Source organism: Kaistella flava (ex Peng et al. 2021) (assembly GCF_015191005.1).
GTDB classification, from domain to species: domain Bacteria; phylum Bacteroidota; class Bacteroidia; order Flavobacteriales; family Weeksellaceae; genus Kaistella; species Kaistella flava.
In genome coordinates this window covers 1,941,868-1,966,894 of record NZ_CP040442.1, presented here as the reverse complement: position 1 = coordinate 1,966,894, position 25,027 = coordinate 1,941,868, and the positions used below count along the sequence as shown (strand labels likewise).

Genomic DNA, 25,027 nt, shown 5'->3' with positions numbered 1-25,027 from the left:
ATTCAAAAATTATTTTCCAAAGAAATCCATCAAATCCATATAATTTTTCTGATTTACACCATGTCCGCTCATATACTCGCGGAAAGAGAAGAAAGCGCCCATTTCATATAACATATCCGCCGCTTTACGTCCCCAATCTAAAGGAATGATCGCATCATCAGTTCCATGAGAAATAAAGAATCGCAATTTTTCGATTTTCTTTTTGTCTTTCACCATATGCGTTAACAATTTTTCTTCGGCATAACAACTCATGCAGGCAACCTTTGTAAATAAATCTGGATTGTTCAAAGCCAAGGAATAACTTAAAATTCCACCTTGGGAAAATCCGCATAAATGGGTTTGATTTTCTGTTAAACCATATTGATTCGAAATTTTCAATATATTTTCCAAAATCGCCTCTTGTGATTCTTTCGCTTGCGCAACATCAATTCGGTTTTCTTCATCCATTAAATCAATGTCATACCAAGAATAACCTTCGTAAGTGGTGTCAAAAGGTGCTCTGAAACTTACAATTAACCAATCCGATGGTAGTGTAGGAGCAAAACTGAATAAGTCCTGTTCATTGCTGCCAAAACCGTGTAATAAGATAAGTAAAGGTGTTTTTGAGGTAATGTGCTCGGGTTCGCGAACGATGTATTGTAAATCCATGGAACAAAGATAATAATTTAGGTCGAAGGTTGAAGTCGAAAGGTTTTAGAATAGCATGATTTCGGAGATGAAATTTGTTGTAAAGATGAATATTAAATTCCGAAGTATTTAACTGGACACCTTTGAAAAAGCTGCAAACTTGTAATCTCCTTATTTTAATAATATCTTTGTGAAAATTATAATTATGAGCGATACAATAGTTTGTCCGAAATGCCAATCAGAATTCACTTATGAGCAGGATGATAAAATGGTTTGTTCTCAATGTTTCCACGAATGGACGCCGGGAGAAACTGCAGACGAAGATAAAATTTTAGATGCGCACGGACACGAATTACAAAATGGAGATTCTGTGGTTGTGGTTAAAGATTTACCGGTGAAAGGTGCACCAAAACCAGTAAAAGCGGGAACGAAAGTAAAGAATATTAGATTACGTCCGGGAAGCGATCACAATATCGATTGCAAAATTGATGGTTTCGGTTCTATGGCTTTGAAATCTGAATTTGTAAAGAAAGCGTAGTTTAAACACGAATAGCACAAATAAATTTCACAAATGACACCATACTTTTTGGTGTCATTTGTTTTATAATAAGTACAATTCGTTTTTAAATAAAAGTAAAAAAAACAGAAGAAAGATCCTCAGATTTCATTCTAATAAATTAGTGATATTCGTGAAAAGATTAGTGAAATTAGTGTTTAAGAAAAAAAAACAAAAAAAGGAAAAATTTGGACAGGGTTCAGTTTCGAAGACTAGTTGTACAAATGAATCGTACTAATTTCGTCTCAGGGGCAGAAAGAGAATTAACCAAAAATTTCCTTACGTTTTGAATAACAAAGCTAAGCAATAATTTGGCAATAAAAAAGAAACCTGAAAAAAGTCAAGTATCAAATCACAACTGCTGAACTGGCTTGACTTTTTCGTTTTTAAAGATTGATTTTGAGCGTTCCTTCGATTTTTTTAGGCGTATAAATAACCAGTTTTTTACCATTTAAGGAAATTTTATTCCAATAATAACTTCCGGAAAAACGGCTTTCTAAAACTTCGGCTTCTTTTCCTTCATCTGAAATTTTGATTTCATGTGGATACCAGAAATTTTTAGAAAGATTTAAAGCCGATTTTTCTTCTTCAGAAAAAACATTTACTTCTCCGAAAAGTGAAGCAACATATTGATTGTATGGGTCATTGTAAGTTTCTTGTGCATTGTCGTTTTGAATCAACCGTCCTTCTTGTAAAACAATGATTTGATCCAGCCACGGCATTACTTCCTGAATTTCATGCGTAGAAATGATGAGTGAAATTTTCTTTTCGCGAACGTAATTAAATAATCGTTCACGCAATTCTATTTTTCTGGAAAAGTCGATATTGCTAAAAGGCTCATCAAGTAGTAAAAGTTGTGGCATTACCGAAAGCGCTCTGGCAATGGCAACTCTCTGCATTTGTCCACCACTCAAGTATTTTGGCAACGTGTTTTCGAATTCTTCAAGTCCAACTACGGTTAAAAGTTCCTGAACTCTTTCTTTTTTCTCTGCTAAATTAATATTAGAAATAAACTTTCCCACATTATCTGCAACAGTGGAATAGGGCATCAAATCGTAATTCTGTGCCACCAATTTCATGTTGTCTTCACCAGGAACTAAATTCTTTGTTGGACCTAAAATCGGCGAACCATTAAAAATAATTTCCCCTTTTTCCCATTCAAGAAGGCCGTAAATTAAATTTAAAATAGTGGATTTTCCACAACCACTTTCACCTGCTAAAGCGATGATTTTTCCTTCCTCAACTTTAAGGTTAAAATTCTGGAATAGTCGCTGTTCTGGACGATGTGAAAAAAATAGATTTTTGATTTCTAATAACATATTGCAAAAATAACATATTTGTCTCTAATAGAGATATTTTTGTTATTTTTGCCAAAACAATTAAAAAACAGTTATTTAATGATGAAATCATTTACGAATTCAGTATTCTTCGCGCTTTTTTCAGCTCTCGCAATTGTATCTTGTAGTAAGGACAAACCTTTGACCAGTGAAACAGCGGAAGTTTCTACGACAAAACATGGTGCGATTTATGAACTGGATACGCTCAACAGTAGAATCGAATGGAAGGGTTATAAAGTAGTAAAGTCTGAACAGTCAAGTCATTTCGGAACGATTAAATTCGAAAGTGGGGATTTAACCGTGAAAGATGGAGTTTTAGAAAGTGGTAAATTCGTAGCAGACATGAATTCACTGACTTCTGTAGATTTAAAAAATGATCCTGAACAATTAGCAAAATTAAACGGTCATCTAAAAAGCGGAGATTTCTTCGAAGCTGATAAATTTCCAACTGCTTCTTATGAAATCACGAAAGTTTCACACAATGAAAACGGTGATTACAATACACTTTTAGATGGAAATTTAACCATCAAAGGAATTACAAAACCAGTTCAGTTTAATGCAAATGTTTCTGTGAAAGATGGAGAAGCGAGTATTGCAACAGAACCTAAGGATATTAAGAGAGAAGATTTCGGTGTGAGATTTCAATTGCCACTTGCCAACGGTTTAATTAAAGATGAGGTAAATCTTCAGATTTTAATTAAAGCCATGGAAAAGAAATAAAATTTTGAACGAAGTTTAAACAAAAAAATCCGTCTCATTCTTTGGGACGGATTTTTTTGTTTATAGATCGAGTACAATCCTGTGTTTTTGTGAAAACTCCCTTGTTCAATAAATTTTCAGCTTCATCAAATCAATTTATTGATTAATCTTCACTGACTTAAAATAGAAGAAAAGAAAACCTTTGCGTTTTTCATTCTTTTTTAAACGCAAAGGTTTATGATAATTCTTCAAAAATTTAAGAGAGCAAAGGCAGATAAATCTGCATTGACGAAGCTTTTGGTTGAATGCCTTTCATCTTATTCTATTCTTGTGGAAATTTCTATTTTGTGTAGATTTACTATTTGTGATATTTTAAATAAATTCTCGCTTTATCAAATCAATTTATTGATTCATCTTTGCTTACTTAAAGTAGAAGTAAAGAAAGGAAAATCTTTGCATTTGTCATTCTTCTTTAAACGTAAAGGTTTATCATAATTCTGCAAAAAAATTAAGGGAGCAAACGTAGATAAATCTACATGACGAAGTTTATGAATAAATTATTACAGAAAACTTAACAAATTATATAAGATGACAGAGAACGAATTGTCATATAAAATTATCGGTGCAGCAATTGAAGTTCATAGAACTTTGGGAGTTGGCCTGCTCGAAAGTGCTTATGAATCTGCTCTTTTGTATGAGTTGGAGCACATGGGATTGAATGTGAAAACGCAAGTCCATCTACCTACTGTTTATAAAGGTTTTAAAATTGAAAAAGCTTACAAAGTTGATATGATTGTTGAAGAAAAGGTTATCATAGAAAATAAAGCAGTTTATGAATTACATCCTGTTGATTATTTTCAAACGAAAACTTATTTGAAACTTACAGGAATTAAACTTGCTCTTCTTATTAATTTCAATACTCCACTACTAAAAGATGGTATTCATCGAATCGTAAATCAGTTGTAAAACGAAAGCTTCATCAAATCAATTTATTGATTCATCTTTTCTTACTTAAAATAGAAAGAAAAGAAATGAATCTTTGCGTTTAAAAAGCATTTATTAAATTTATTTGGTAGTGTTTCACTAACTGTGTAAGTTGAAAAGTTATTCTGAAAAATTTTGAGCCCTCAAAAGCTCAAAACTTTTTCGGAAATAACTTTTTTATTATTTTTAAACTTTATACAGTTATGATCGACAAAGAAGAATTATTAAACAACAAGGAATTTTACAAATCCTTCAAGAGCGGCGAAGATTTAACCTCGTTCTTCAAAACAATGCACAAACGAGCCGTAGAACACATGCTCGAAGCCGAACTGGATGACCATCTGGATACCGAGAAACATCAAAAAACCAAAAACGGAAACTATCGAAACGGCCATCAAACCAAGAAAATAAAAACCTCTTTCGGCGAAGATGAAATTAAAGTTCCGCGAGATAGAGAAAGTACTTTTGAGCCGGCTTTAGTTCCCAAAAGGCATAATATTATTGATGGTTTAGAAAATATTATCATCTCATTTTATGCCAAAGGAATGAGCGTGAGTGATATTGAAGACCAGATCAAGGAAATGTACGATTTTGATGTTTCAACATCCACAATATCCAGGATTACCAATGCGGTTTCCAGTGAGATTGTCGCTTGGCAAAACCGGCCACTAGAGGATTTATACCTCATTGTTTGGATGGATGGAATTGTTTTTAAAGTCCGTGAAAATTCAAAAGTCATTAACAAAACCATTTATCTTGCCGTTGGTTTAAGACGGGACGGAAAAAAAGAAGTTCTGGGAATGTGGCTTGGAAAAAACGAAAGTTCCAGTTTTTGGATGAGCGTACTAACCGACATAAAAGCACGGGGTGTAGAAGATATATTGATCACTGCAACGGATAATCTCAATGGATTCACCCAAACTATTCGCAGTGTTTTCCCACAATCTCAAACTCAGATCTGCGTGGTTCATCAGATAAGAAATGCCTGCAAATACGTAGTTTGGAAAGACAGAAAAGCCTTTACTTCCGACATGAAACACATTTACAACGCTCCCACGAAGCAAGCCGCGGAAGCTGCTTTAAATGATTTTGCAGAAAAATGGGAATGTAAATATTCCTACGCCATCAAATCCTGGAGAGATAATTGGGATGAATTAACGGTATTCTTCGAATTCCCGGTGGAAATCCGCAAAATCATTTACACCACCAATTTAATAGAAAATCTGAATGGAAAAATAAGAAAATACACCAAAAACAAAATGTCTTTTCCAACTGATGATGCAGTTTTAAAGTCGGTTTTTCTTGCGTTAAGAGAAGCAACAAAAAAATGGACAATGCCAATCAGAGATTGGGGAATTGTACTCAATCAATTTATGCTTATATTTGAAGAAAGGCTCAAGTTATAAAAAACTCAAGCCTCAAACTTTTCAACTTACACACTTTGCGGGATAGTGTCATTTATTTCTAAATATTTATATACAAAAAAGGTTGCCTTTCGACAACCTTTAGTTTTATTATTTCGCCGAAGGAAGCGGATTTGCTCTTTTCGCTTCTTCAAATACTGAAAGAGGAATGTGGCAATATCCACCGGGATTTTTATCCAAATAATCCTGGTGATAATCTTCAGCTTTATAGAAGTTTTTCAAAGGAATCGTTTCTACGACAACTGGTTTATTATAGTTCTTAGCCAATTTTGCAACTTCAGTTTTTACAATCGCTTCAGTAGCTGCATCGGTAGAATAAATTCCACTTCTGTAATTATCTCCCATATCATTTCCCTGTCGGTCTATAGTCGTAGGATCAATTGATTTGAAAAAGAGATTAATCAAGAGCGGTAAATTAACTTGGTCAGCATCATACTTTACTTTTACAGCTTCAGTGAAACCTGTTGTGTGACTAATGACCTGCTCATAAGTTGGGTTTTTAATTTTTCCATTTGCGTATCCGACTTCAGTCGCAACTACACCTCTTACCAGTTGAAATAAATGTTCGGTTCCCCAAAAACATCCACCAGCAAAATAAATTTCTTTTATATTTTTACCTTCCATATTCATTTCATTTTTAGTGTTTTCCTCAGCAGGTTGTACTTTAGCTTTAGTGCAAGAGAAAGTAGTCGCAGCAAAAACTCCAACTCCAAAGATAAATGCCAAGAGTGTTAAAATATTTTTCATTTTTTTGTTATTATTTTTATTCATTGTTTTTTGAATTAATTTTATTGTACATACAAATATTAGGCTGAAATTTAAAGCAATTATTAGTAATTATCTATCGCGATCATTTTTACAAATTAAGAATAGAACGGGGACAATTTTATATACGAGAACTAGTTAAAAAAGGTTTGTTTTGAAAAATATAAGGCTTAAAATACTTTAAAAATGAATATTTATAAATTCAGGAAAACATTATTCGACAGTCATTTTAAAAATCATTAAATTTGCCAACTTATATATACGCTAAAGCCAATTCAATCATGACTTCACAACAAATAAGACAACAGTTTTTAGATTTTTTTAAAGAAAAAGGACATCTTATCGTTCCTTCTGCACCAATTGTGTTGAAAGATGATCCTACTTTAATGTTCTCAAACTCTGGAATGACGCAGTTTAAGGATTATTTCCTAGGTTATAAAGAACCGAAATCTCCAAGAATTGCAGATACCCAAAAGTGTTTAAGGGTTTCCGGTAAGCACAATGATTTGGATGATGTTGGTCGTGATACTTATCACCACACCATGTTTGAAATGTTGGGAAACTGGTCGTTTGGCGATTACTTTAAAAAAGAAGCGATTGATTATGCGTGGGAATTGTTGACAGAAGTTTATAAAATTCCGAAAGAAAATCTTTACGTAACTATTTTTGAAGGAGATGCTTCTGAAAATTTAGACCGCGATAACGATGCTTACAATTTCTGGAAAGCACATATTTCTGAGGACCGAATTATCAACGGAAATAAAAAAGATAATTTCTGGGAAATGGGCGAAAGCGGACCTTGCGGACCTTGTTCAGAAATTCATATCGATATTAGAACTGAGGAAGAAAAAGCCAAAGTTTCCGGTTTAGATTTGGTAAACAACGATCATCCTCAAGTGGTGGAAGTTTGGAATCTGGTTTTCATGGAATTCAATAGAAAAGCGGATGGAAGTTTAGAAAAATTACCTTCCCGACACGTTGATACCGGAATGGGATTTGAGCGTCTTTGTATGGCTTTACAAGGCAAAACCTCGAATTATGATACTGATGTTTTCACACCTTTAATTGCTAAAGTAGAAGAACTTTCAGGAAAAAAATATACCGGAATTTTAGAAGACGAAAAAGATATTGCGATTCGTGTTGTGGTTGATCACATCCGTGCAGTTGCTTTTGCGATTGCCGATGGACAGTTGCCTTCAAATGGTGGGGCAGGTTATGTGATCCGTAGAATTTTACGTCGTGGAATTTCTTACGCTTACCGATTTTTAGGAATGAAAGAAGCATTTCTTTATGAATTGGTTGCCATTTTAAAAAACGAAATGGGCGCATTTTTCCCAGAGTTGGTTAAGCAGGAAAGACTGGTTACGGAAGTGATTAGAGAAGAGGAAATCTCTTTCTTAAAAACGATCGAACATGGTTTAAAAAGAATTGATTTAATTATTAATGATACCATTTCGAAAGGTCAGAAAACTCTTTCTGGAGTTGATGTTTTCGAATTGTATGATACTTACGGTTTTCCGGCAGATTTATCAAGAATCATCGCAGAGGAAAAACAATTGACTGTTGATGAAGTTGGTTTTGAAGAGGAAATGAACAAGCAGAAACAGCGTTCAAAAAAATCATCAGCACAGAAAGTTTACGACTGGGTTGTTTTGGAAGAAAAAGCAGAATCTTTTGTTGGTTACGACCACACAGAAAGTGAAACTTATATTACCCGTTACCGAAAAGTTGAAAATAAAGACGGTGAATTTTATCAAATCGTATTGTCGAAATCGCCTTTCTATCCAGAAGGTGGTGGACAAGTTGGTGACAAAGGAATTTTGATTCCAAGTTATGCGGAAGGTTTTGATATTTCTAATCCAAGTGTTTCTGATATTACAGATTGTTCAGAAATTATCGAAGTTCTGGAAACCAGAAAAGAAAATAATCTGATCGTTTCTTTAATTAAAGAAATGCCGAAAGATGCCGGTGCAGTTTTCTATGCTAAAGTAAATGAGTCAGAAAGAAAAAACACGCAGGCAAATCACTCAGTGACGCATTTGCTGCACGAAGCGTTGCGTGAGGTTTTAGGAACACACGTTGAGCAAAAAGGTTCCTTCGTTGGTCCTGATTATCTGCGTTTCGATTTCTCTCATTTTTCTAAAATGGATGAGGAACAATTGAAAATCGTAGAAGAAAAAGTAAATGCGAAAATTAAGGAAAATATTGCATTGCAGGAATTCCGTGAAATTCCTATTGCGGAAGCGATGGAAAAAGGAGCCATGGCTCTGTTCGGTGAGAAATACGGCGATAAAGTTCGAATGATCCAGTTCGGTTCGTCTAGAGAATTGTGTGGTGGAACGCATGTGAAACATACAGGAGAAATCGGTCATTTTAAAATTCAGAATGAAAGTTCAACTGCGGCAGGAATCCGTAGAATTGAAGCGATTTCTGGCGATCAGTCTGCTGCGTATTTTAGAAATTTAGAAACTCAGTTAAAGGAAATTTCTACTTTATTAAAGTCGAAAGATTTAACAAAATCAGTTGAGAAATTGATTGAGGAAAATACTTCTTTAAAATCTGAAATCGAATCTTTGAAAAAAGAAAAAGCAAAATCAGAAACTTCAAACTGGGCCAATGATTTCGTTCAAAAAGAAGATAAAAAATTATTGGTAAAGAAAGTTTCTCTGGATTCCGGAAGCGTGAAAGACATCGTTTTCCAGTTGAAAAAAGATATTCAGAATTCAGTAATCGTCATTATTTCTGATGCGGATGGAAAACCAATGATAACCGTTGGCGTATCTGCAGATTTAGAATCAAAATACCACGCTGGAAATATCGTTAAAGATTTAGCGAAAGAAATCCAAGGCGGTGGCGGTGGAAATCCTGGCTTTGCAACAGCAGGTGGGAAAAACATTGAAGGTATAGAAAACGCTTATCAGAAAGCATTGAGTATTTAAGAATATAAAGCAAATCAAAAGCTCTCGAAAATTTCGGGAGCTTTTTTTGTGGAAAATTTCAATCAATTTGTTTCTATGGCAGGGTTTATCAAAGTACAAGTAGCTTCACTTTAACCGCAAAGTTTATTTGCATATCCTGCGCAGAGAAAATTAATTACGAAGGTGGTCAATACAAAGGTGTTTGGCCAGGAATGTAATTACACCAGAACCCTCATTTATATAAAAGCCCTGAATATTGATTTATTTAGGGCTTTTTTCATCTATGATTCAGTACAAATTATCAACTTATGCAATTAATGGGACGCGATTATCCTTAATAATTTTAGACATATCCTGAAGGTCAATTTATTTAATTTTAAAAATCCCACATTTAAACATCAAAAGGCTCATTACAGGCATTTTGTACGTGTTTTAATATTTATAATTTTGCTTAAATATTTAACAAACAAAAAGCAGTTTCTGAAATTATAATATTAAATTTGATTTTGTTTGTTATTAATTATTCAATAAAGGACACTTCTTAAAAGTTCAATATCCTTAAAAAAATTAATGAATATGAAAACATCATTTCTCAATTCAATCAAAAATTCGGTAAAACATTGGTATATTCCTCTCATTGTGGGATTATTATTCATAATCTTAAGTTTTATGGTTTTTACCTCTCCTCTAAGTTCCTTGCTTGCCTTGTCGGTATTTTTTGCAATTTCCTTTTTATTAGGTGGCCTTTCAGAAGTTATTTTCTCAATCTCCAATAAAGATACGCTGCCAAATTGGGGTTGGTCCTTAGTATTTGGAATGCTGACTTCTATCGTTGGACTTTCCCTAATGATCCATCCGGCTTTATCACTAAGTGTTCTTTCTTTTTATATAGGCTTTCTGCTACTTTTCCGCTCGATCTCCTCAATTAGTTTTGCTTTAGATATTAAAAAGTATGGAAGTAAAAACTGGGGCAGTCTTTTGATTTTCGGCATTTTGGGTGCAATTGCTTCTTTGTTTCTGATTTGGAATCCGCTTTTTACAGGCATTGGCATCACCATTTTAATAGCGGTAAGTTTTTTATTTGCTGGTCTGTTCAGTATTTTTTTAGCATTTCAATTAAGAAAAATCCATGTTTCAACTAAAGATATTTCAGCTCAATTAAGAGAGCGTTATAATGATTTGATGCAGGAAATTGACAATGAATGGAAGGGTTAATTTAAAATCATAGCAAAAAGATTCGATCAAAAACTATTAACAAAGATTTGATCTTTTCCTGAAATACGATGTAGGGATCGAGTTATGACGGCTATTTTTATAAATTATTAAACTAAAATATGACTTCAGAAAAAAAATCTAAATTAGTAAAAGGTGCGGTAATCACAGGAATGATTAATGCGGTAATCAACGGTGGAATTCAATATTTCTTGTTGAAAGGACATAATAGAATTCCCATCTCCGTGGATTCGATTACCAATACTGTAGAAACAGTTTTGGGAACAGCGGTGATGTTGGCAATTACACTGTCAATGATTTTAACTTTAGTTGCTTATTTCGGGATTAAAGGTAAAAAAGCACCATTCTTTCCCACCACAATTATACTGGTCTTAAAGCACGGTTTTGTGACCTTTGGGATTTTGACTTCTTTGTCAGTGCTGTGGCAGAAATATATGGGAACGGTTGAGGTTTCACTCGTTTCGGGTCTGATAATTATCGGTGTAATTGCAGGAATTGTATCTGCTTTTGTGAACTATTTTACCTTGAAAGAAAGTATTCTTTCTGAAGAATAAAAAATTTAATGATCAACTTCAAACAGTTGTTTTGTACGGACGCATAATTTGCACGTTCTCTAGGAAGTAAATTGGTAATGATGGAAGTTAAAACTATTTACAATTAAAAAACAGAAAACACATTTATATAATAAAAAATTAAATTTATGACAACAATTAGTAAAGATTATAGACATTTAAAACGAAGCCTGTTCGGCAGTGCTCTTTTACTTTTAACAATCAATATCATGGCACAAAACAAAATAGAATTCCTCAGTGCAAAAGACAGCGAACCCAGCAATTTTGGCTGGATGAAAGGTTTTCCACCACCAGCAGATAAAACTTTAAGCGCTGCGGATGGTTCTTTCTTTAATTTCCCGGCGATTCGCTGGAGTGTGGTTCATATGCGTGAAATGTTACCAACTCAAAATGTTTCGAGAGGATTAGAAGCACCATCAAAATTGAGTTATGATCTTGATAAGAATATCGACGGTATAACTTTTATGCCGTGGAATTCAAAAAATAAGATGACTTGGGAACAATCACTTTGGGCAAATTATACAGATGGAATGATCATCATGCACAAAGGAAAAGTCGCTTACGAACGATATTTTTCAGAATTAACAGAACATGATGTGCATGCGGTAATGTCTTTAACAAAATCGTTCACAGGAACTCTGGCTTCTATTTTAGTTGCGGAGGGAACTTTAGATGAAAATAAATTGGTTCCCTTCTATGTTCCAGAATTAAAAAATTCAGCCTATGGTGATGCTACGGTTCGACAGGTAATGGACATGACCACCGCACTTAAATACAGTGAAGATTATGCAAATCCAAAAGCCGATATCTGGGACTTTTCTGCCGCTGGAAATCCTCTACCAAAACCTGCTGACTATAAAGGTCCTAATGGGTATTATGAATATTTAGAAACGGTAAAAAAAGAAGGAAAGCACGGAGAAGTATTTGGTTATAAAACCGTGAACGCAGACGCGCTCGGTTGGATTATTTCCAGAGCGACCAATAAATCAGTGACCCAATTACTTTCAGAAAAGATCTGGAGTAAAATCGGAATGGAGGAAGACGCTTACTATCAAGTTGATGGAAAAGGAATTGCTTTCGCGGGCGGTGGTTTTAATGCTGGTCTTCGCGACTTGGCACGTTTCGGAGAATTGATCCGAAATAAAGGAATGTATAATGGCAACCAAATTATTCCAGCACAAGCAGTAAAAGATATTGAAAAAGGGGGTGACAAAACTGCTTTTGCAAAATCCGATCATCCGGATTTAAAAGGCTGGTCTTACCGAAATATGTGGTGGATGACCGAAAATAAAGATGGCGCTTACGCTGCGAGAGGCGTTCATGGACAAACGATTTACATCGACCCTGTCGCAGAAATGGTGATCGTAAGAATGGCTTCTCATCCCATTGCCGCAAATGCCGCAAATGATGCGACTTCTTTGCCGGCTTACGAGGCCGTTGCGGACTATTTAAAAAAGAAAAAATAGATCATAAACGAATAGATCATAAATAAAAACACAAAAGATAAAATTTCAAAAAATAAAAAAATGGATACTTCAAAATTATTTGACTTAACAGGAAAAACTGCGATCGTTACAGGTGGAGCGGCCGGGATCGGAAAATCAACTGCTATAATGCTTGCAAAACATGGTGCTAATATTTCCATCGGAGATTTTAATTTAGATGCTGCAAAAGAAACTGCAAAAGAGATTGAAAGTTTAGGCGTAAAAGCCATCGCGGTAGAATGCAATGTTTTAAAAGACGAAGATTTAGTAAATCTTGTAGAAACGACCGTAAAAGAATTGGGTGGAGTTCAGATTCTAATTAACAATGCCGGTGGTGGCGGAGGCGGACGAGAAAATCCTTCAAAAATTTCAGTAGATGATATCAAAAGAGATTACGAACTGAATGTTTTTAGTGGCTGGAGACTTTGTCAGTTAGCCGTTCCTTACATGAAAAAATCAGGTTATGGTTCTATCGTTTTTACAACGTCGATGTCAAGCATTAATAAAAGCCCAAACATGAGTGGTTACGGTGGGTCCAAAGCGGCTGTGAATCATACCGTTGCCAATTTAGCGCATGATTTCGGTCCGGAAGTTCGTATCAATGCGGTTGGTCCGGGCGCAACCAGAACTGCTGCTTTAGAAAGCGTTTTAACACCAGAAATTGAAAAAGTAATGTTGGCTCACACGCCGATTAAACGTCTTGGAACTGCAGATGATATCGCTGGAGCGATGCTATATTTTGCTTCCCCAATTTCTGAATGGGTGAGTGGACAAACTATTTTTGTGAACGGTGGAGGAGAACAGGTTTTGGAATAATAAAGACGTTTTCTTAAATAAAATGAATGTGAATTAAGTGAGCTCCATCATTAAATTATAAAATAAATGAATTACAGAACTCTCGAAATTATGATTCGCTTTATTGTGGTTCTCGCTTTTGTTTATCGTGTGGATGATTGAATAATTTTAATAATTCTTTGTACGTCCACTCATTTCCTTTTTCAAAAAAAGTATAAGTTTGGTCCCAATGGCTTCCTTTTCCCCAACCAACCATCGTAGAAATAATTTTTGTTTTTCCTTTTCCCATAGAAACAAATTGAATTATTTCTTGAAGGTGCTGATCTTCATTTCTTGCTTCTACAGGAAAATGGTCATTGAGATTTACTTTTAGAGTCAACAGTTCATGGTCCAGATAATTTATAATGTCCAATTGGATCGTTGTGGAATCCTCTGTTGTTTTAGTTTTATCGTAATTCGTTTTAATCCAGCCACCTATTTTTATATTGGTTTTTACAACAGGTGCGATCCATTTTTCAAGACCTTTTTCAGTTGTAAAAAGTTTCCAGACTTCTATTCTGCTAATCGGCACTACCGTAGTAAATTGCAGTGCTTTTTCCCCAAAGGCTGTAACATAGGATGAGTTGGTTACTTGTGCTCGAATTCCAGTAAAAGGGATAAGAATTAAAACAAGTAAAAATAATGTTTTCTTGTATTTCATCATTTTGGTTTTATTTATTTTTCATTTTCTAAAACAGCTACATTCTTTCCCAGAGTTTTAAATCGAACGCCTTTATCCTGTAAAACAGTGATGGTAATACTTCCTGTTTTACTTGTGTTAATATCTCTAACCGTGCCTGCTTTGCCAATATGCGTCCCGCCAATAACTTTACATTTGGCGCCATCTTTCAATTTATTTAAAGGGTTTGGTTTCATCGTAGGAATCTGGTCCCTGTTTTTGATTTTTAGGTTTTATCAATCTGATTTACAGACTTGTTTGCTTTAAATTAAAATGAATCTTTTTATTTTAAAGTTCCTGTTTTTCAAGAAATAGTGTATTAATCTCCATGTTTCCGTGTAGCATTTTATGAACAGGACACGCATCTGCAATATGATGAAGTCTTGCCAGTTGTTCTGCTTCCAGAAGGGCTTCACCGTAACTGATCTTTCTCGTAAAGATGGTGTTTTTAGTTTGCGGATAATTTTCCATTTCTACTTCAACATCAATTTCCGGAACCGACCAACCTTTTCGGTCAATATACATTCTTAAAGTCGCAACAGTACAGGTTGCAAGCGACGCCGCTAACAATTCAAACGGATTAAAACCTTTATCCAGACCTCCTTTATCCAAAGGTTCGTCTGTAATTATTTTATTTTTACCGGCAGTTACTTCCGTATAATATTTTTCGGTCCCGATCCGGGCAAGTACTTTTACACTCATAATGTGTTAACTTTTATATTTTTTAAAAGTAAAAGGTTGAAATAGAGGTTGGTTGCTAGAGTAGTTTTTTTTCGATCCTTTTGTCAGGGATTAACCACATTAGAGCGACTATAAAATAGAGACTAACACTGATTACCGGAAAGAAAAAGGATAACACGATTCCTGAAATATACAGAACCGTAGAAATAATTTCCTTTGTTTGATTTTCCATTGCCTGACCGATTTTTGAATTTTTACCTTCCAGTTGAATGGAGACTCTTGAAAGTACCGTCCACGCTAAAGCACACATTAAAAGATTAAAACCATAAAGCGCGACCGGATTTTTATCAAAATCATTCTCGCCCATCCAGGCACTTGTAAAGGGAATTAAGGATAAAAAGAAAAGCAGCATCAAATTACTCCACAAGGTTTTACCGTTCACTTTCTCTATGGCCTGAAACAAATGATGATGATTATTCCAGTAAATCGCCACATAAATAAAACTCATGATGTAAGACAAGAATTTGAAAATCAACGGTTTCAGGGTTTCGAAATCGGAACCCGTCGGAACTTTTAAATCGAGCACCATGATGGTGATGATAATGGCGATAACCCCGTCGCTGAAGGCTTCTAATCTTCCGGAATTCATGATAAACCTTTTTTAAAGTCGGAAATTTTCTGATCCAATTCCGCCTTGAACTCGGCGTTGAGGATCTCCGTATTTTCTACATCAAAATTTTCTATAAATTTCGGTAAGGAAAAAGTATCACGGATATCCGCGCCAAATTGTGGGAAGAATTTATGAGCCGTCGCCATCACATTTCCACCGCCGTATCCACCAGGAGAAGTGGACATCAACAAGATCGGTTTATCCTGAAAAACTTTCACATTAATTCTGGAAGCCCAGTCGAAAACATTTTTAAAAGCAGCGCTGTAACTGCGGTTGTGTTCTGCCATGGAGCAAATAATAGCATCACATTCTTCAATCGCTTTCAGAAAATTGTGCGCTTCGTGCGGAAACCCATCTTTTTCACGGTCGACCGAAAAAACCGGCATATCAAAATCTTTAAGATCCAAAAGATTAATGTCGTGTTCGGTAAACCTTTTCAGGACATATTTTACAAGTTCTTTGTTTCTTGAGGTAGAGGAGGAACTTCCAGCGAAGGCTAATATTTTCATAGATTTGGTTATAATAATTTACTTTTAGTGGCTTCGTTGTCTTTTTTTATATCAAATACAGATCTTGGCAACGGCACATATTCCTGATCATCTTCCGGAACCAATGGAAAGGCGTCGTGATTTTGCTCGTACCAGTTTTTCTTTGCTTTTTCGAGCATTTCTTTATCAGAATTCACAAAATTCCAAAACATAAAACGTTCTTCGGAAAATGGTTCGCCACCGAAAATATAAACAGAAGTTTCGCCCGTCGTCTCAAATTCACAAAGCGTCGCATTTTTCGCAATCAGCAATTGTTTCGTACCGAATTCTTGGCCGTCAATTTTTACGGTTCCGTCCATCACATACATTCCGACTTCGCCAAAAAGATGTTCGCCAATATTTATTTTTTGCGCATTTTTAGTTTTAATTTCTAAAAAATATAACGGACTGTGCACGGGAACAGGGGATTTCTTACCAATAATTTCACCAGCGATCAGTTTATATTCAACACCGTTTTCCTCCCATTCGGGAATTTCAGATTTGCCGATATGAAAAAAGGTGGGTTCGCTTTGTTCCAGTTCTTTCGGAAGTCCGATCCAGATTTGAAAACCATGCAAAAACATAGACGATTCGCGCAAATATTCCGGAGTTCTTTCAGAATGAACGACTCCTTTTCCCGCCGTCATCCAGTTCACTTCCCCTGGTTTAATTTCGATGGCATTTCCCATACTGTCGCGGTGAAAGATCGATCCCGACAAAAGATAAGTCAGTGTAGAAAGGCCGATATGAGGATGTGGCAACACGTCGAGATTCTGATATTCTTTCAGACAGGTCGGTCCCATATGATCAATAAACACAAAGGGGCCAACCGCTCTTTTTTCGCGGAACGGCAACAGTCTTCCGACCAAAAAATTACCGATATCTGCCGCTTTTTCTTCTATAATAAGTCCTACGTTTGATTGCATTTTCTTTATTTTAATTTAAAATTAAATACTTTCGTAACCATTAAAATGTGGATCTACAATGCGTTTCCATTCCGGATGTCTTTTGATATAGGCGAAAACATAAGGACAGAACGGAAGTAACAACTTGCCTTACTTTTCAATGGAGTCCAAAGTTTTCTCTACAACTGCAGCGGCTGCTCCTGTTCCGGCTAATTCCGGTTCTGCTTCGGTATGGACCAAAGCAATCTGGTTTCCAAAATCGCCATAATTGATAAAGGCGAAATGACCGTTGACTTCGATTTCAAAACGTTTCTTTTTTTCGTTTTTTACGAGCGGGATATTTTCAAATTCTGGTTTCATAATTTTTCATTTTGTAGTTAATTTGAAAACAAAAATACAACATTAACAACCAGTCATTCATTAACCTATGATAAAAAAATCGGCTACAAAAAGGTATAATCGATGATGCTCATAGATTGCATTTTAATTAATGGATATAATATATGTAGCCGGTCTTCATTTAATAAAAATGGGCTTTTTTAACACAATATAATTAGTAATTACAAATATACAAGTCCGTTCAAAATTCTGATTTCATTTCATAAACTTATAGAAAGTTTAGAGGAAATTGTGGGTTCCAATATTGATTACCGCTCCAATTATGCGAAGGCTTTGTTAAATCAAATTATGGCAACAAAATTTCTTTTTGAAGTAAATTTTCATATCTTATCTATTCCGACAAGGATCCAAAGTTTAAAATTTAGTATGTAAAACTTTTATTCAGGTCGTGCATAAATGTTATAAAATAAAATAAAATAAAAATGATTTTCAAAAAACTCATAGCAATCGAGCCGTTAAATTTAATTCCATCAGCGGAAAAACAGTTGGAAAGCTTTGCTGAAAGTGTGACGATTTACAATGACAGACCTTCAAGTATTGAGGAAATTGTAAACCGTATCGGTGATGCAGATGGTGTTTTAGTAAGTTACTCTACAACTTTGGGAAGTGAATCTTTAGAACAATGTCCGAACATTAAATATGTTGGAATGTGTTGTTCGCTTTACAGTCCAGAAAGTGCAAATGTAGATATCGCTTACGCAAACTCTCGCGGAATAGTGGTTGATGGCATTCGGGATTATGGCGATGAAGGCGTGGTAGAATATGTGGTGAGCGAATTAATTAGATGTCTGCACGGTTTTGGAACTTATCCAGATGGAACTCAAAGAAAACCCTGGAGCGAAATTCCACGTGAAATTACCGGAATAAAAGTTGGAATTGTTGGCTTAGGAAAATCGGGCGGAATGATTGCTGATGCCCTTCATTTTTTCGGTGCTGAAGTTTCTTATTTTTCCAGAACCAGAAAACCTGAATCTGAAGAAAAAGGATATCGCTTTTTACCTTTAAACGAATTACTTGCAGAAAATGAAGTCATCGTCACCTGTCTAAATAAAAATACAATTTTGCTGCATGAGGAAGAATTTCAACATTTAGGCAGTCGTAAAATACTATTCAACACGGGTTTATCTCCAGCTTGGGATGAGGAACCGTTTTTAAAATGGCTTTCGGGAGATAACCTTGCCTATTGTGATACCGTCGGCGCATTAGGTTCCGAAAAATTAGTTAATCATCCCAAAGTAGTTTGCATGGAAGTTTCTTCTGGTAGAACGAGCCAGGCATTTATTCGTTTAAGTGAAAAAGTTTTGGCAAATATTACCAGTTATCTTAAAAAGCAATCGGCGACGTAATATTTCGCAAAGTATTCACTACACTCCAACCTGCAATTTTTGCTGTTTTACTGTAAACATCAATGATTGCGTGAATTTGATCACTCTTAATTTCGATACGGTGATCATCACCCACAAAGTCTGGAATTGAGTTGATAGAAACCTTCACGTTTTCTGGTCCAGTTGAAGCTAAAGCAGCAGCTACAGCGACATTTACTCGGGTTGGAAAAAGTGCAATTGCTTCAGAAGCATCTCCTTTAAAAACCTCACGTTCTTCAGTCTGTAAAGCATCATCGTAAACCTCTGTGTTTTTGAGAGAATTCGGGCCTTTTTTAGTTTTAAAAGTTACTTCACTTTCTTCCATTAAAGAGACCGTTCGTAAAACATCAAAACCGCCAATTGCACCAGAAGCAAGGTGCACACGAGTTCCGTTTTCCGTTGCTGTTTCCTTTACCTTTTCATAAAAATCGTTATCAGCAAAAGCACCAATTGACAGAGTCACAATAGAAGATCCGTTTTTCAGCGCAGGAAGTGCCAATTCTCGTAAAGAAGTTGGAGAAGCTGTTTCTACAATATAATCTGGTTTAAGATTGAGTAGTTCTTCCAGAGAATGGCAGGGTTTACAAGTATAATTTAAATTTAAATCTTGAATTTTTTTGGCAATATTTTCTGCTTTTTCAAAAGTTCTGGAATAAGTTCCAATTAATTTATAATCTGGCAATAAACCTTTAATTAAAGCTTCCGCGACAATATTTGCAAGTTTACCACAACCTACAATTGCCAAAGTTTTTGTTCTCATAATGCGAACATAATAATTTTATATGGTCATAGCAAAAATTGGCATCAGCAATTCATTCTAATGATTTATTTTTTAAATGAGTTAATCGATTTATGAAGATCAAAAAATATCCTTATTCATAAAGTCCTAAGGAAACCAGCCTGCCTTGTTCTAATAAAATAAAAAAAACCGTCTCTGCAGGGAGACGGTTTTGGATTTTAGAAATAATTTTTTATTTACTTAACACTTTTACAGATTTTATTCCGTCTTTCGCTTGAACAGTTACCAGATATATTCCTCTAGGCAACTCAAAATTGGTGTCAGATTTCGTGGTGAACATCTTTGCTAAAGAGCCATTCATGTGATACACTTTTACGTCAGTATTCGCTTTAACATTAGAAATGTAAACCGACTTTTCAGAAGTGAAAATATTTACCGTAGTTTTAGAATAGTTATTTGTAGTTCCTAAAATTTCCAAATTAAATGGATCCCAATTGTCATTACCTTTGGTAAAATTAAAAGGGGTAATTTCCGTTCCATCAGTTAAGAAAGGCGTAATTAAAACTTTAGACCAAGGTTCACGTTTTGCGGAATTATTAACTCCAGATAATTCTGTAGTTTGATATTCATAAACTCTATCCGAGGTTCCGTTTAATGTATTTAACCAACCTGGAGGAGAAATTAATGAATTGTCAAATTGTCCTGGGAAATCTGAAGTTTCAACAGTTGCTTTATAAATTACTGCTTCCCCTGTATTTGCTGCCCATGGTCTACCGAAGAATCCAGGTTTTGAGCGATAAACTGAAGCTGTTTCTATTCCTGGAATCGCTGAACCTATGATACATTCGTATAATAAAAATCCTCTTCCTGATGTTTGTTGTGGTGCGGTTAGATAAGACAGATCACCTGAAACATCACTTGTATTCATTGCAAATTTTGTCTTATAAAACACGGCGGTCATTGGACCGAAAATATAATCGACGGCTCCCATCATTACGCCTTTATAAACGGCAACTCTGGATCCGGTTCCACCGTAAAAAGAATCTTGTCTTCCTACGACTCTACAGTTTTTCAAAAATACTTTATCAATATTATTAGCGACTGCAATTGCGGCAGCTCTTTCGACAAAGGATTTATTTTGTACCGCAACATCTCCAACCAAAGTTGGTCTTTGCCCCTTATTTCCTACAACCATTACCAGAACATCATCTGATTCTTTTTGAGAAATATATTGATTGAAAGAGTTTTCGAAAATAATATTTTCTGCTTCAAAATTAGCTGCGTTTACGACAACTGTGGCGTTCCAGTAAGATCCATTTGTACTTCCACTAACATTGGTATAGCTGGTAAATCCATTGGCTTTATTAATTGCTAGAGCATTCTCATTCCACTTATTATCTGTTCCTTGACTAAAATAATTGTACCCAACTCCGTAATAGGAAGTAATTCGCACTGCATTTGGATCAATGTTTACCCCTTTATTTGCTAATGCAATACTTGGATTTGAAGAGGCATTTTTTAAAGTAATATTTGCATTTTTTATAACGATCATTTCCTCATAATTACCTGGTTCAATGAGTACGGTAACACGTTCTGTAGTGGTTCTCACCATTCTTGAAATAGCAGTTAACGCATCATTAATCGTTGGGTAATCTTTGCCACTTCCTACAGAAATTGTAGGAGTGTACTGCACATCTTTGTATTTAGAGATATTTTTAATGTAGGTTAATCCTGCGCAATTAATCAGCACGTTTCCGGGAGAAGTGCCGGTGTAGAGATAATCTTTATTTTCAATCGTACTGGTGCTTCCACTATTTGTAGTAACCGCAGAACCTCCATTGATTGAGAAATTTGCAGCGTAATAATAAGAAATTACTAATTTCTCTCCAGGATTCATTGGTACAGAAATCGCAGAACCGGTTTGGCAAACGATATGACCTTTAGTAATTTCATTTACGATATTTCCTGTGAAAGCCAAACCTTTATAATAGGGTGTACTTGCTGTGATTACTTTATCATCAAATGACCAATTGGTTATTGGATTAAATTTCAGTTCTTTCGTTGCCGATGCATTATTGATTTTAAGATAAGAAGTTGGTTTCATTTCTAAAGAATATTGATCCAACCCAGAATATGAAACCGAATAAGTTCCATTTCTTAAACTAATTACATTGATATTCGTAAAATTGTACAGGTATCCGGCTTCATTTATATTGGTAAAAGTCAATTGAAGTTGACCAAGTTGAGTCGCATTTAAATCGGAGGCATTGATGGTAACGCCGTATTTTGGTTTTGCACTGAAAACGATATTTGATACGGTGTTTTGAGGCGAAATTAAAATCGTATTCGCCAAGATCTCATCATCATTAACGCCGGTTGCTGAAATGGTATAATTGATATTCGATTCTAAGTTCACTGTATAATTTCCAGAAGCTTTATCAATAATAGGTTTAGGAACAAATACAGTGTTTGCAGCCGGATCTGGCGTGTAAACTAACGCAAGATTATTGATGTTGCTGCTACTTCCTAAACCAGAAATTGTTCCACTTACTTTGTACAGAGTAACCTGATCAATTACAATATTGTGGGTAGTTGTAGCAGGAGTTGCTTCCAATGTTTCACCAGTTGTGATTACATATCCATTTGCATTAACTAAACTTAAGTCATAAGAATAATTTGCAGGTAATTTCACAGAATAAGAGCCGTCTGTTACAGGTGCTGTCCACGTTTTTCCTGCTTTATTTGTAAACAGAACCGAATAATTATCAGGAACAGATACCGTATTTGTAGTATTTACATTTCCATTTACTGTAACATAAGTCGCTGCTTTTCTTTGAATTTGATAATAACTTGGCTTACTTACAGATTCGAAAATTTTATAATTTCCTGCATATTTTGCTACAAATTTATATTCAACAGCTGCTAAAGTAGTTGCTACCAAATTAGTTTGCGCCGTTGGATTTGTTACGTAAACAAAATTTAACAGTCCCGCAGCATCAGAATTTGCGATAATAGAAATCTCGTCATCTTCGTTTAAAGTAAAGGTGAAAAACCGCCCGACTGCAGCTCCTGCATTGATATATAATCTTCCGGTATAACCGGCAGCAGTTCCAGGTCCTAAATTGTTATCATAACGGGTAAGATTTGTATTTGAAGTTCTTAAGCGATCATTTGTGGCACCAGTCCAGGATAAATCTCCTGCAACAAAACTTGCTGGCATTCCTATATTGGTGCTTCCCGGTGTTTCTGTGTACCAGGAATTTATTCCAGCTTCGGTCAACTTATTATTGTAGAAAGCAACATCTAGCTGCTTTGCTCCAAAATCCCAAACATCTGTTTTTTGTTGTCCAAAAACTGTTGGTGTACCGATTAAAGAAAGAACGATCAGAAAAAATAATTGTTTAAACATAATACTGGAGGTTAAATGGTTGGTATTAAATGAATTATATAAAAATATTTTTAATTGAAATGTAGTAATCTGTTTGATTTGAAAGTTCGGTGTGAATTCTATTAGTTGTTAGGTTATCATCTATTGAGCTGAAAAATTAATCAACTTCCGTTGGTAATCTTTTAATATTTATTCTAATAATATGAATTTCGACTCTATAGGTAAATTTTTTGCAATCGATTACACAAATGTAATATAAAATTGGATTGTTAAGTCAGTTTTTATTTAAGTTTTAGGAGTGAGATCTGTTCGAATAATCTGTGCAATTAAATAGAAAGTGAAAAGTAAGCCTTCAAAATAAATAGATATCTGATTCTTTTAGGATGAAAATTGTTTGTTATTAATAATTTTTATCAAAAATGTTTGGATTATGTGTAAGTTTTTTCCAGTTATTATTTTTCATAATAATAAAAATTAACTCTAATTACTGATCTCAAAAAATTATTTGAGTGCTCGTAATGTTAGTTTTTAATTTGATTAATACCACAAAAATATATTTTGGTATTTAGAAATAATTATTACCTTTGTGTAATCGATTACATTTAAATAAAAATTATGACAAAGTATAGTTTTAGATACGCCTCTCATCCAGACGACGCTAAAAATTATGATACCAGTAGAATTAGAAAAGAATTCTTAATGGAAAATCTTTTCGTTGATAATGAAATCAATCTCGTTTACTCAATGTACGACCGACTAATCGTTGGTGGTGCAATGCCTGTAAATGAAACGGTAAAACTGGAAACAATACCTTATTTAAAGTCAGAAAATTTCTTAGATCGCAGAGAATTGGGGATTATTAATGTTGGTGGAGAAGGAGAGGTTTCTGTAGATGGTGAGAAATTTATTCTCAATAAAAAAGAAGCTTTGTACATCGGAATGGGCGTTAAAGAAGTCACTTTCAAAAGTACTACTGATCAACCAGCTTTATTTTATTTGAATTCCGCCCCAGCGCACAGAAATTTCCCAAATAAAAAAATCACGAAAGAAAATGCAGAAATCGTACATCTTGGTGATGATAAAACAGCAAACAAAAGAATCTTAAACAAATTAATTGTCAACAGTATTGTAGAAACTTGCCAGTTGCAAATGGGCTTAACTGAACTTTTACCTGGAAATATATGGAACACAATGCCGTCTCACACGCATGAAAGAAGAATGGAAGCATACTTCTATTTTGATGTTGCAGAAGGACAGTCGGTTGCTCATTTTATGGGAGATCCAAAAGAAACCCGTCATATTTTCATGCAAAATAATCAAGCAGTTTTATCACCGGAATGGTCAATCCATTCAGGAGCTGGAACATCTAACTATTCCTTCATTTGGGGAATGGCCGGAGAAAATTTAGATTATGGTGATATGGATATTGTTGCCGCAAATGAATTAAGATAAGATATGAATTTATTTAATTTACAAGGTAAAAACGCACTTATTACGGGTGGTACTCATGGTCTTGGAATGGCAATGGCAGAAGCTTTGGCGCAAGCCGGCGCGCAACTGATCATTACCGGAAATACCCCTTCAAAAATGGAGTCCGCTTTGGAATATTATCAATCGAAAGGTTACCAGGCAAAAGGATATATTTTCGATGTTACCAATGAAGTTGATGCTAAAATAAACGTAGAAAAAATTACAGAAGAAGTTGGCAATATTCATATTTTGGTCAATAATGCCGGAATCATTCAAAGAGAACCTGCAATTTCTATGGCAGTTTCAGATTTCAGAAAAGTCATTGATGTTGATTTGGTTGGTCCTTTTATTATGGCTCAATTGGTTGCAAAACAAATGATTGAAAGAAAAGAAGGGAAAATAATCAATATTTGTTCAATGATGAGTGAACTTGGTAGAAGCACCGTTTCTGCTTATGCTGCGGCAAAAGGTGGTTTGAAAATGCTTACCAAAAATTTAGCCACAGAATGGGCAAAATATAATATTCAGGTAAACGGGATTGGTCCCGGATATTTTGCGACTTCTCAAACTGAACCTATTCGTGTAGATGGACATCCATTTAACGAATTTATCATCAGTCGAACTCCTGCAGCAAGATGGGGGAATCCCGAAGATTTGGGAGGTGCCGCTGTTTTTCTTGCCTCAAGAGCGAGTGATTTTGTAAACGGACAAATAATTTATGTAGATGGTGGAATCCTTGCAACCATCGGAAAACCTGCCAACGAAGACTGAA

At 35.0% G+C, this 25,027-nt stretch carries 23 protein-coding genes and 1 pseudogene; 12 read left to right on the top strand and 12 right to left on the bottom strand.

Annotation, left to right across the window (positions count from 1 at the left end):
• Positions 1-9: 9 nt before the first annotated feature.
• Positions 10-648 carry an alpha/beta hydrolase gene (locus Q73A0000_RS08915; protein WP_193810628.1) on the bottom strand — a complete coding sequence of 213 codons (639 nt, stop codon included), beginning with the start codon at positions 646-648 and terminating at the stop codon, positions 10-12.
• Positions 649-832: 184 nt separating this feature from the next.
• Here Q73A0000_RS08915 and Q73A0000_RS08910 point away from each other — a divergent pair, with 184 nt between their 5' ends.
• Entirely contained in the window at positions 833-1,165 is a 333-nt protein-coding gene (locus Q73A0000_RS08910; protein ID WP_193810627.1) for a zinc ribbon domain-containing protein YjdM, read from the top strand.
• Positions 1,166-1,569: 404 nt separating this feature from the next.
• Here the strand turns inward: Q73A0000_RS08910 and Q73A0000_RS08905 are convergent, their stop codons facing one another.
• Positions 1,570-2,502 carry a sulfate/molybdate ABC transporter ATP-binding protein gene (locus tag Q73A0000_RS08905; protein WP_193810626.1) on the bottom strand — a complete coding sequence of 311 codons (933 nt, stop codon included), beginning with the start codon at positions 2,500-2,502 and terminating at the stop codon, positions 1,570-1,572.
• A gap of 81 nt (positions 2,503-2,583) precedes the next feature.
• Here Q73A0000_RS08905 and Q73A0000_RS08900 point away from each other — a divergent pair, with 81 nt between their 5' ends.
• The 3 genes from Q73A0000_RS08900 (at position 2,584) to Q73A0000_RS08890 (ending at position 5,609) form a co-directional block, all read left to right on the top strand.
• The gene (locus tag Q73A0000_RS08900) at positions 2,584-3,240 is read left to right on the top strand and encodes a YceI family protein (protein WP_410504129.1); all 657 of its coding nucleotides are present in this window, start codon (positions 2,584-2,586) and stop codon (positions 3,238-3,240) included.
• Positions 3,241-3,807: 567 nt separating this feature from the next.
• Positions 3,808-4,185, top strand: a complete 378-nt coding sequence (locus Q73A0000_RS08895; RefSeq protein WP_193810624.1) for a GxxExxY protein — start codon at positions 3,808-3,810, stop codon at positions 4,183-4,185.
• Positions 4,186-4,406: 221 nt separating this feature from the next.
• Complete coding sequence (locus Q73A0000_RS08890; RefSeq protein ID WP_193810623.1) at positions 4,407-5,609, top strand: IS256 family transposase; 1,203 nt, start codon at positions 4,407-4,409, stop codon at positions 5,607-5,609.
• Between the two features lie 108 nt (positions 5,610-5,717).
• Here the strand turns inward: Q73A0000_RS08890 and msrA are convergent, their stop codons facing one another.
• On the bottom strand, positions 5,718-6,374 hold the full coding sequence (msrA, locus tag Q73A0000_RS08885) for a peptide-methionine (S)-S-oxide reductase MsrA (protein ID WP_193810622.1): 657 nt from the start codon (positions 6,372-6,374) through the stop codon (positions 5,718-5,720).
• 299 nt (positions 6,375-6,673) lie between these two features.
• Between msrA and alaS the strand changes: the two genes are divergently transcribed.
• The 5 genes from alaS (at position 6,674) to Q73A0000_RS08860 (ending at position 13,415) form a co-directional block, all read left to right on the top strand.
• Positions 6,674-9,331 (top strand): alanine--tRNA ligase, encoded by a 2,658-nt coding sequence (gene alaS / locus Q73A0000_RS08880; RefSeq protein WP_193813689.1) that lies wholly within the window; start codon positions 6,674-6,676, stop codon positions 9,329-9,331.
• Positions 9,332-9,880: 549 nt separating this feature from the next.
• On the top strand, positions 9,881-10,525 hold the full coding sequence (locus Q73A0000_RS08875) for an HdeD family acid-resistance protein (RefSeq protein WP_244140716.1): 645 nt from the start codon (positions 9,881-9,883) through the stop codon (positions 10,523-10,525).
• 119 nt (positions 10,526-10,644) lie between these two features.
• Positions 10,645-11,097: a hypothetical protein gene (locus Q73A0000_RS08870; protein ID WP_193810621.1), complete on the top strand. Its 453-nt coding sequence runs from the start codon at positions 10,645-10,647 to the stop codon at positions 11,095-11,097.
• A gap of 146 nt (positions 11,098-11,243) precedes the next feature.
• Positions 11,244-12,581 carry a serine hydrolase domain-containing protein gene (locus tag Q73A0000_RS08865; RefSeq protein ID WP_208458769.1) on the top strand — a complete coding sequence of 446 codons (1,338 nt, stop codon included), beginning with the start codon at positions 11,244-11,246 and terminating at the stop codon, positions 12,579-12,581.
• Positions 12,582-12,641: 60 nt separating this feature from the next.
• Positions 12,642-13,415, top strand: coding sequence for a glucose 1-dehydrogenase (locus tag Q73A0000_RS08860; RefSeq protein WP_193810619.1), 774 nt, complete (start codon positions 12,642-12,644; stop codon positions 13,413-13,415).
• Positions 13,416-13,515: 100 nt separating this feature from the next.
• On the opposite strand, the gene Q73A0000_RS08855 is transcribed toward Q73A0000_RS08860, so the two are convergent.
• The 7 genes and pseudogenes from Q73A0000_RS08855 to Q73A0000_RS08825 form a co-directional block, all read right to left on the bottom strand.
• A complete protein-coding gene (locus tag Q73A0000_RS08855; RefSeq protein ID WP_193810618.1) occupies positions 13,516-14,097 on the bottom strand; it encodes an SRPBCC domain-containing protein in 582 nt (193 codons plus the stop codon).
• A gap of 11 nt (positions 14,098-14,108) precedes the next feature.
• Positions 14,109-14,309 carry an RNA-binding protein gene (locus tag Q73A0000_RS08850; RefSeq protein ID WP_193810617.1) on the bottom strand — a complete coding sequence of 67 codons (201 nt, stop codon included), beginning with the start codon at positions 14,307-14,309 and terminating at the stop codon, positions 14,109-14,111.
• Positions 14,310-14,400: 91 nt separating this feature from the next.
• Positions 14,401-14,814: an OsmC family protein gene (locus tag Q73A0000_RS08845; protein ID WP_193810616.1), complete on the bottom strand. Its 414-nt coding sequence runs from the start codon at positions 14,812-14,814 to the stop codon at positions 14,401-14,403.
• A gap of 55 nt (positions 14,815-14,869) precedes the next feature.
• Positions 14,870-15,442 (bottom strand): TMEM175 family protein, encoded by a 573-nt coding sequence (locus Q73A0000_RS08840; RefSeq protein WP_193810615.1) that lies wholly within the window; start codon positions 15,440-15,442, stop codon positions 14,870-14,872.
• The gene (locus Q73A0000_RS08835) at positions 15,439-15,972 is read right to left on the bottom strand and encodes an NADPH-dependent FMN reductase (RefSeq protein ID WP_193810614.1); all 534 of its coding nucleotides are present in this window, start codon (positions 15,970-15,972) and stop codon (positions 15,439-15,441) included. Before Q73A0000_RS08835 ends, Q73A0000_RS08840 begins: the two co-directional genes overlap by 4 nt.
• Positions 15,973-15,980: 8 nt before the next feature.
• Positions 15,981-16,916 (bottom strand): pirin family protein, encoded by a 936-nt coding sequence (locus tag Q73A0000_RS08830; protein ID WP_193810613.1) that lies wholly within the window; start codon positions 16,914-16,916, stop codon positions 15,981-15,983.
• 21 nt (positions 16,917-16,937) lie between these two features.
• Positions 16,938-17,255: pseudogene (locus tag Q73A0000_RS08825) on the bottom strand (GNAT family N-acetyltransferase).
• A 461-nt stretch (positions 17,256-17,716) separates the two neighbouring features.
• On the opposite strand from Q73A0000_RS08825, the gene Q73A0000_RS08820 reads away from it, so the two are divergent.
• Entirely contained in the window at positions 17,717-18,640 is a 924-nt protein-coding gene (locus tag Q73A0000_RS08820) for a D-isomer specific 2-hydroxyacid dehydrogenase family protein (protein WP_208458768.1), read from the top strand.
• On the opposite strand, the gene Q73A0000_RS08815 is transcribed toward Q73A0000_RS08820, so the two are convergent.
• Together Q73A0000_RS08815 and Q73A0000_RS08810 are read right to left on the bottom strand one after the other, a co-directional pair.
• Positions 18,618-19,418 (bottom strand): aspartate dehydrogenase domain-containing protein, encoded by an 801-nt coding sequence (locus Q73A0000_RS08815; RefSeq protein WP_193810612.1) that lies wholly within the window; start codon positions 19,416-19,418, stop codon positions 18,618-18,620. The genes Q73A0000_RS08820 and Q73A0000_RS08815 overlap by 23 nt on opposite strands.
• Positions 19,419-19,629: 211 nt before the next feature.
• On the bottom strand, positions 19,630-22,806 hold the full coding sequence (locus Q73A0000_RS08810) for a pectinesterase family protein (RefSeq protein WP_193810611.1): 3,177 nt from the start codon (positions 22,804-22,806) through the stop codon (positions 19,630-19,632).
• 594 nt (positions 22,807-23,400) lie between these two features.
• On the opposite strand from Q73A0000_RS08810, the gene kduI reads away from it, so the two are divergent.
• Together kduI and Q73A0000_RS08800 are read left to right on the top strand one after the other, a co-directional pair.
• On the top strand, positions 23,401-24,237 hold the full coding sequence (gene kduI / locus Q73A0000_RS08805) for a 5-dehydro-4-deoxy-D-glucuronate isomerase (protein ID WP_193810610.1): 837 nt from the start codon (positions 23,401-23,403) through the stop codon (positions 24,235-24,237).
• A 3-nt stretch (positions 24,238-24,240) separates the two neighbouring features.
• Complete coding sequence (locus tag Q73A0000_RS08800; protein ID WP_193810609.1) at positions 24,241-25,026, top strand: gluconate 5-dehydrogenase; 786 nt, start codon at positions 24,241-24,243, stop codon at positions 25,024-25,026.
• Position 25,027: the final 1 nt, after the last annotated feature.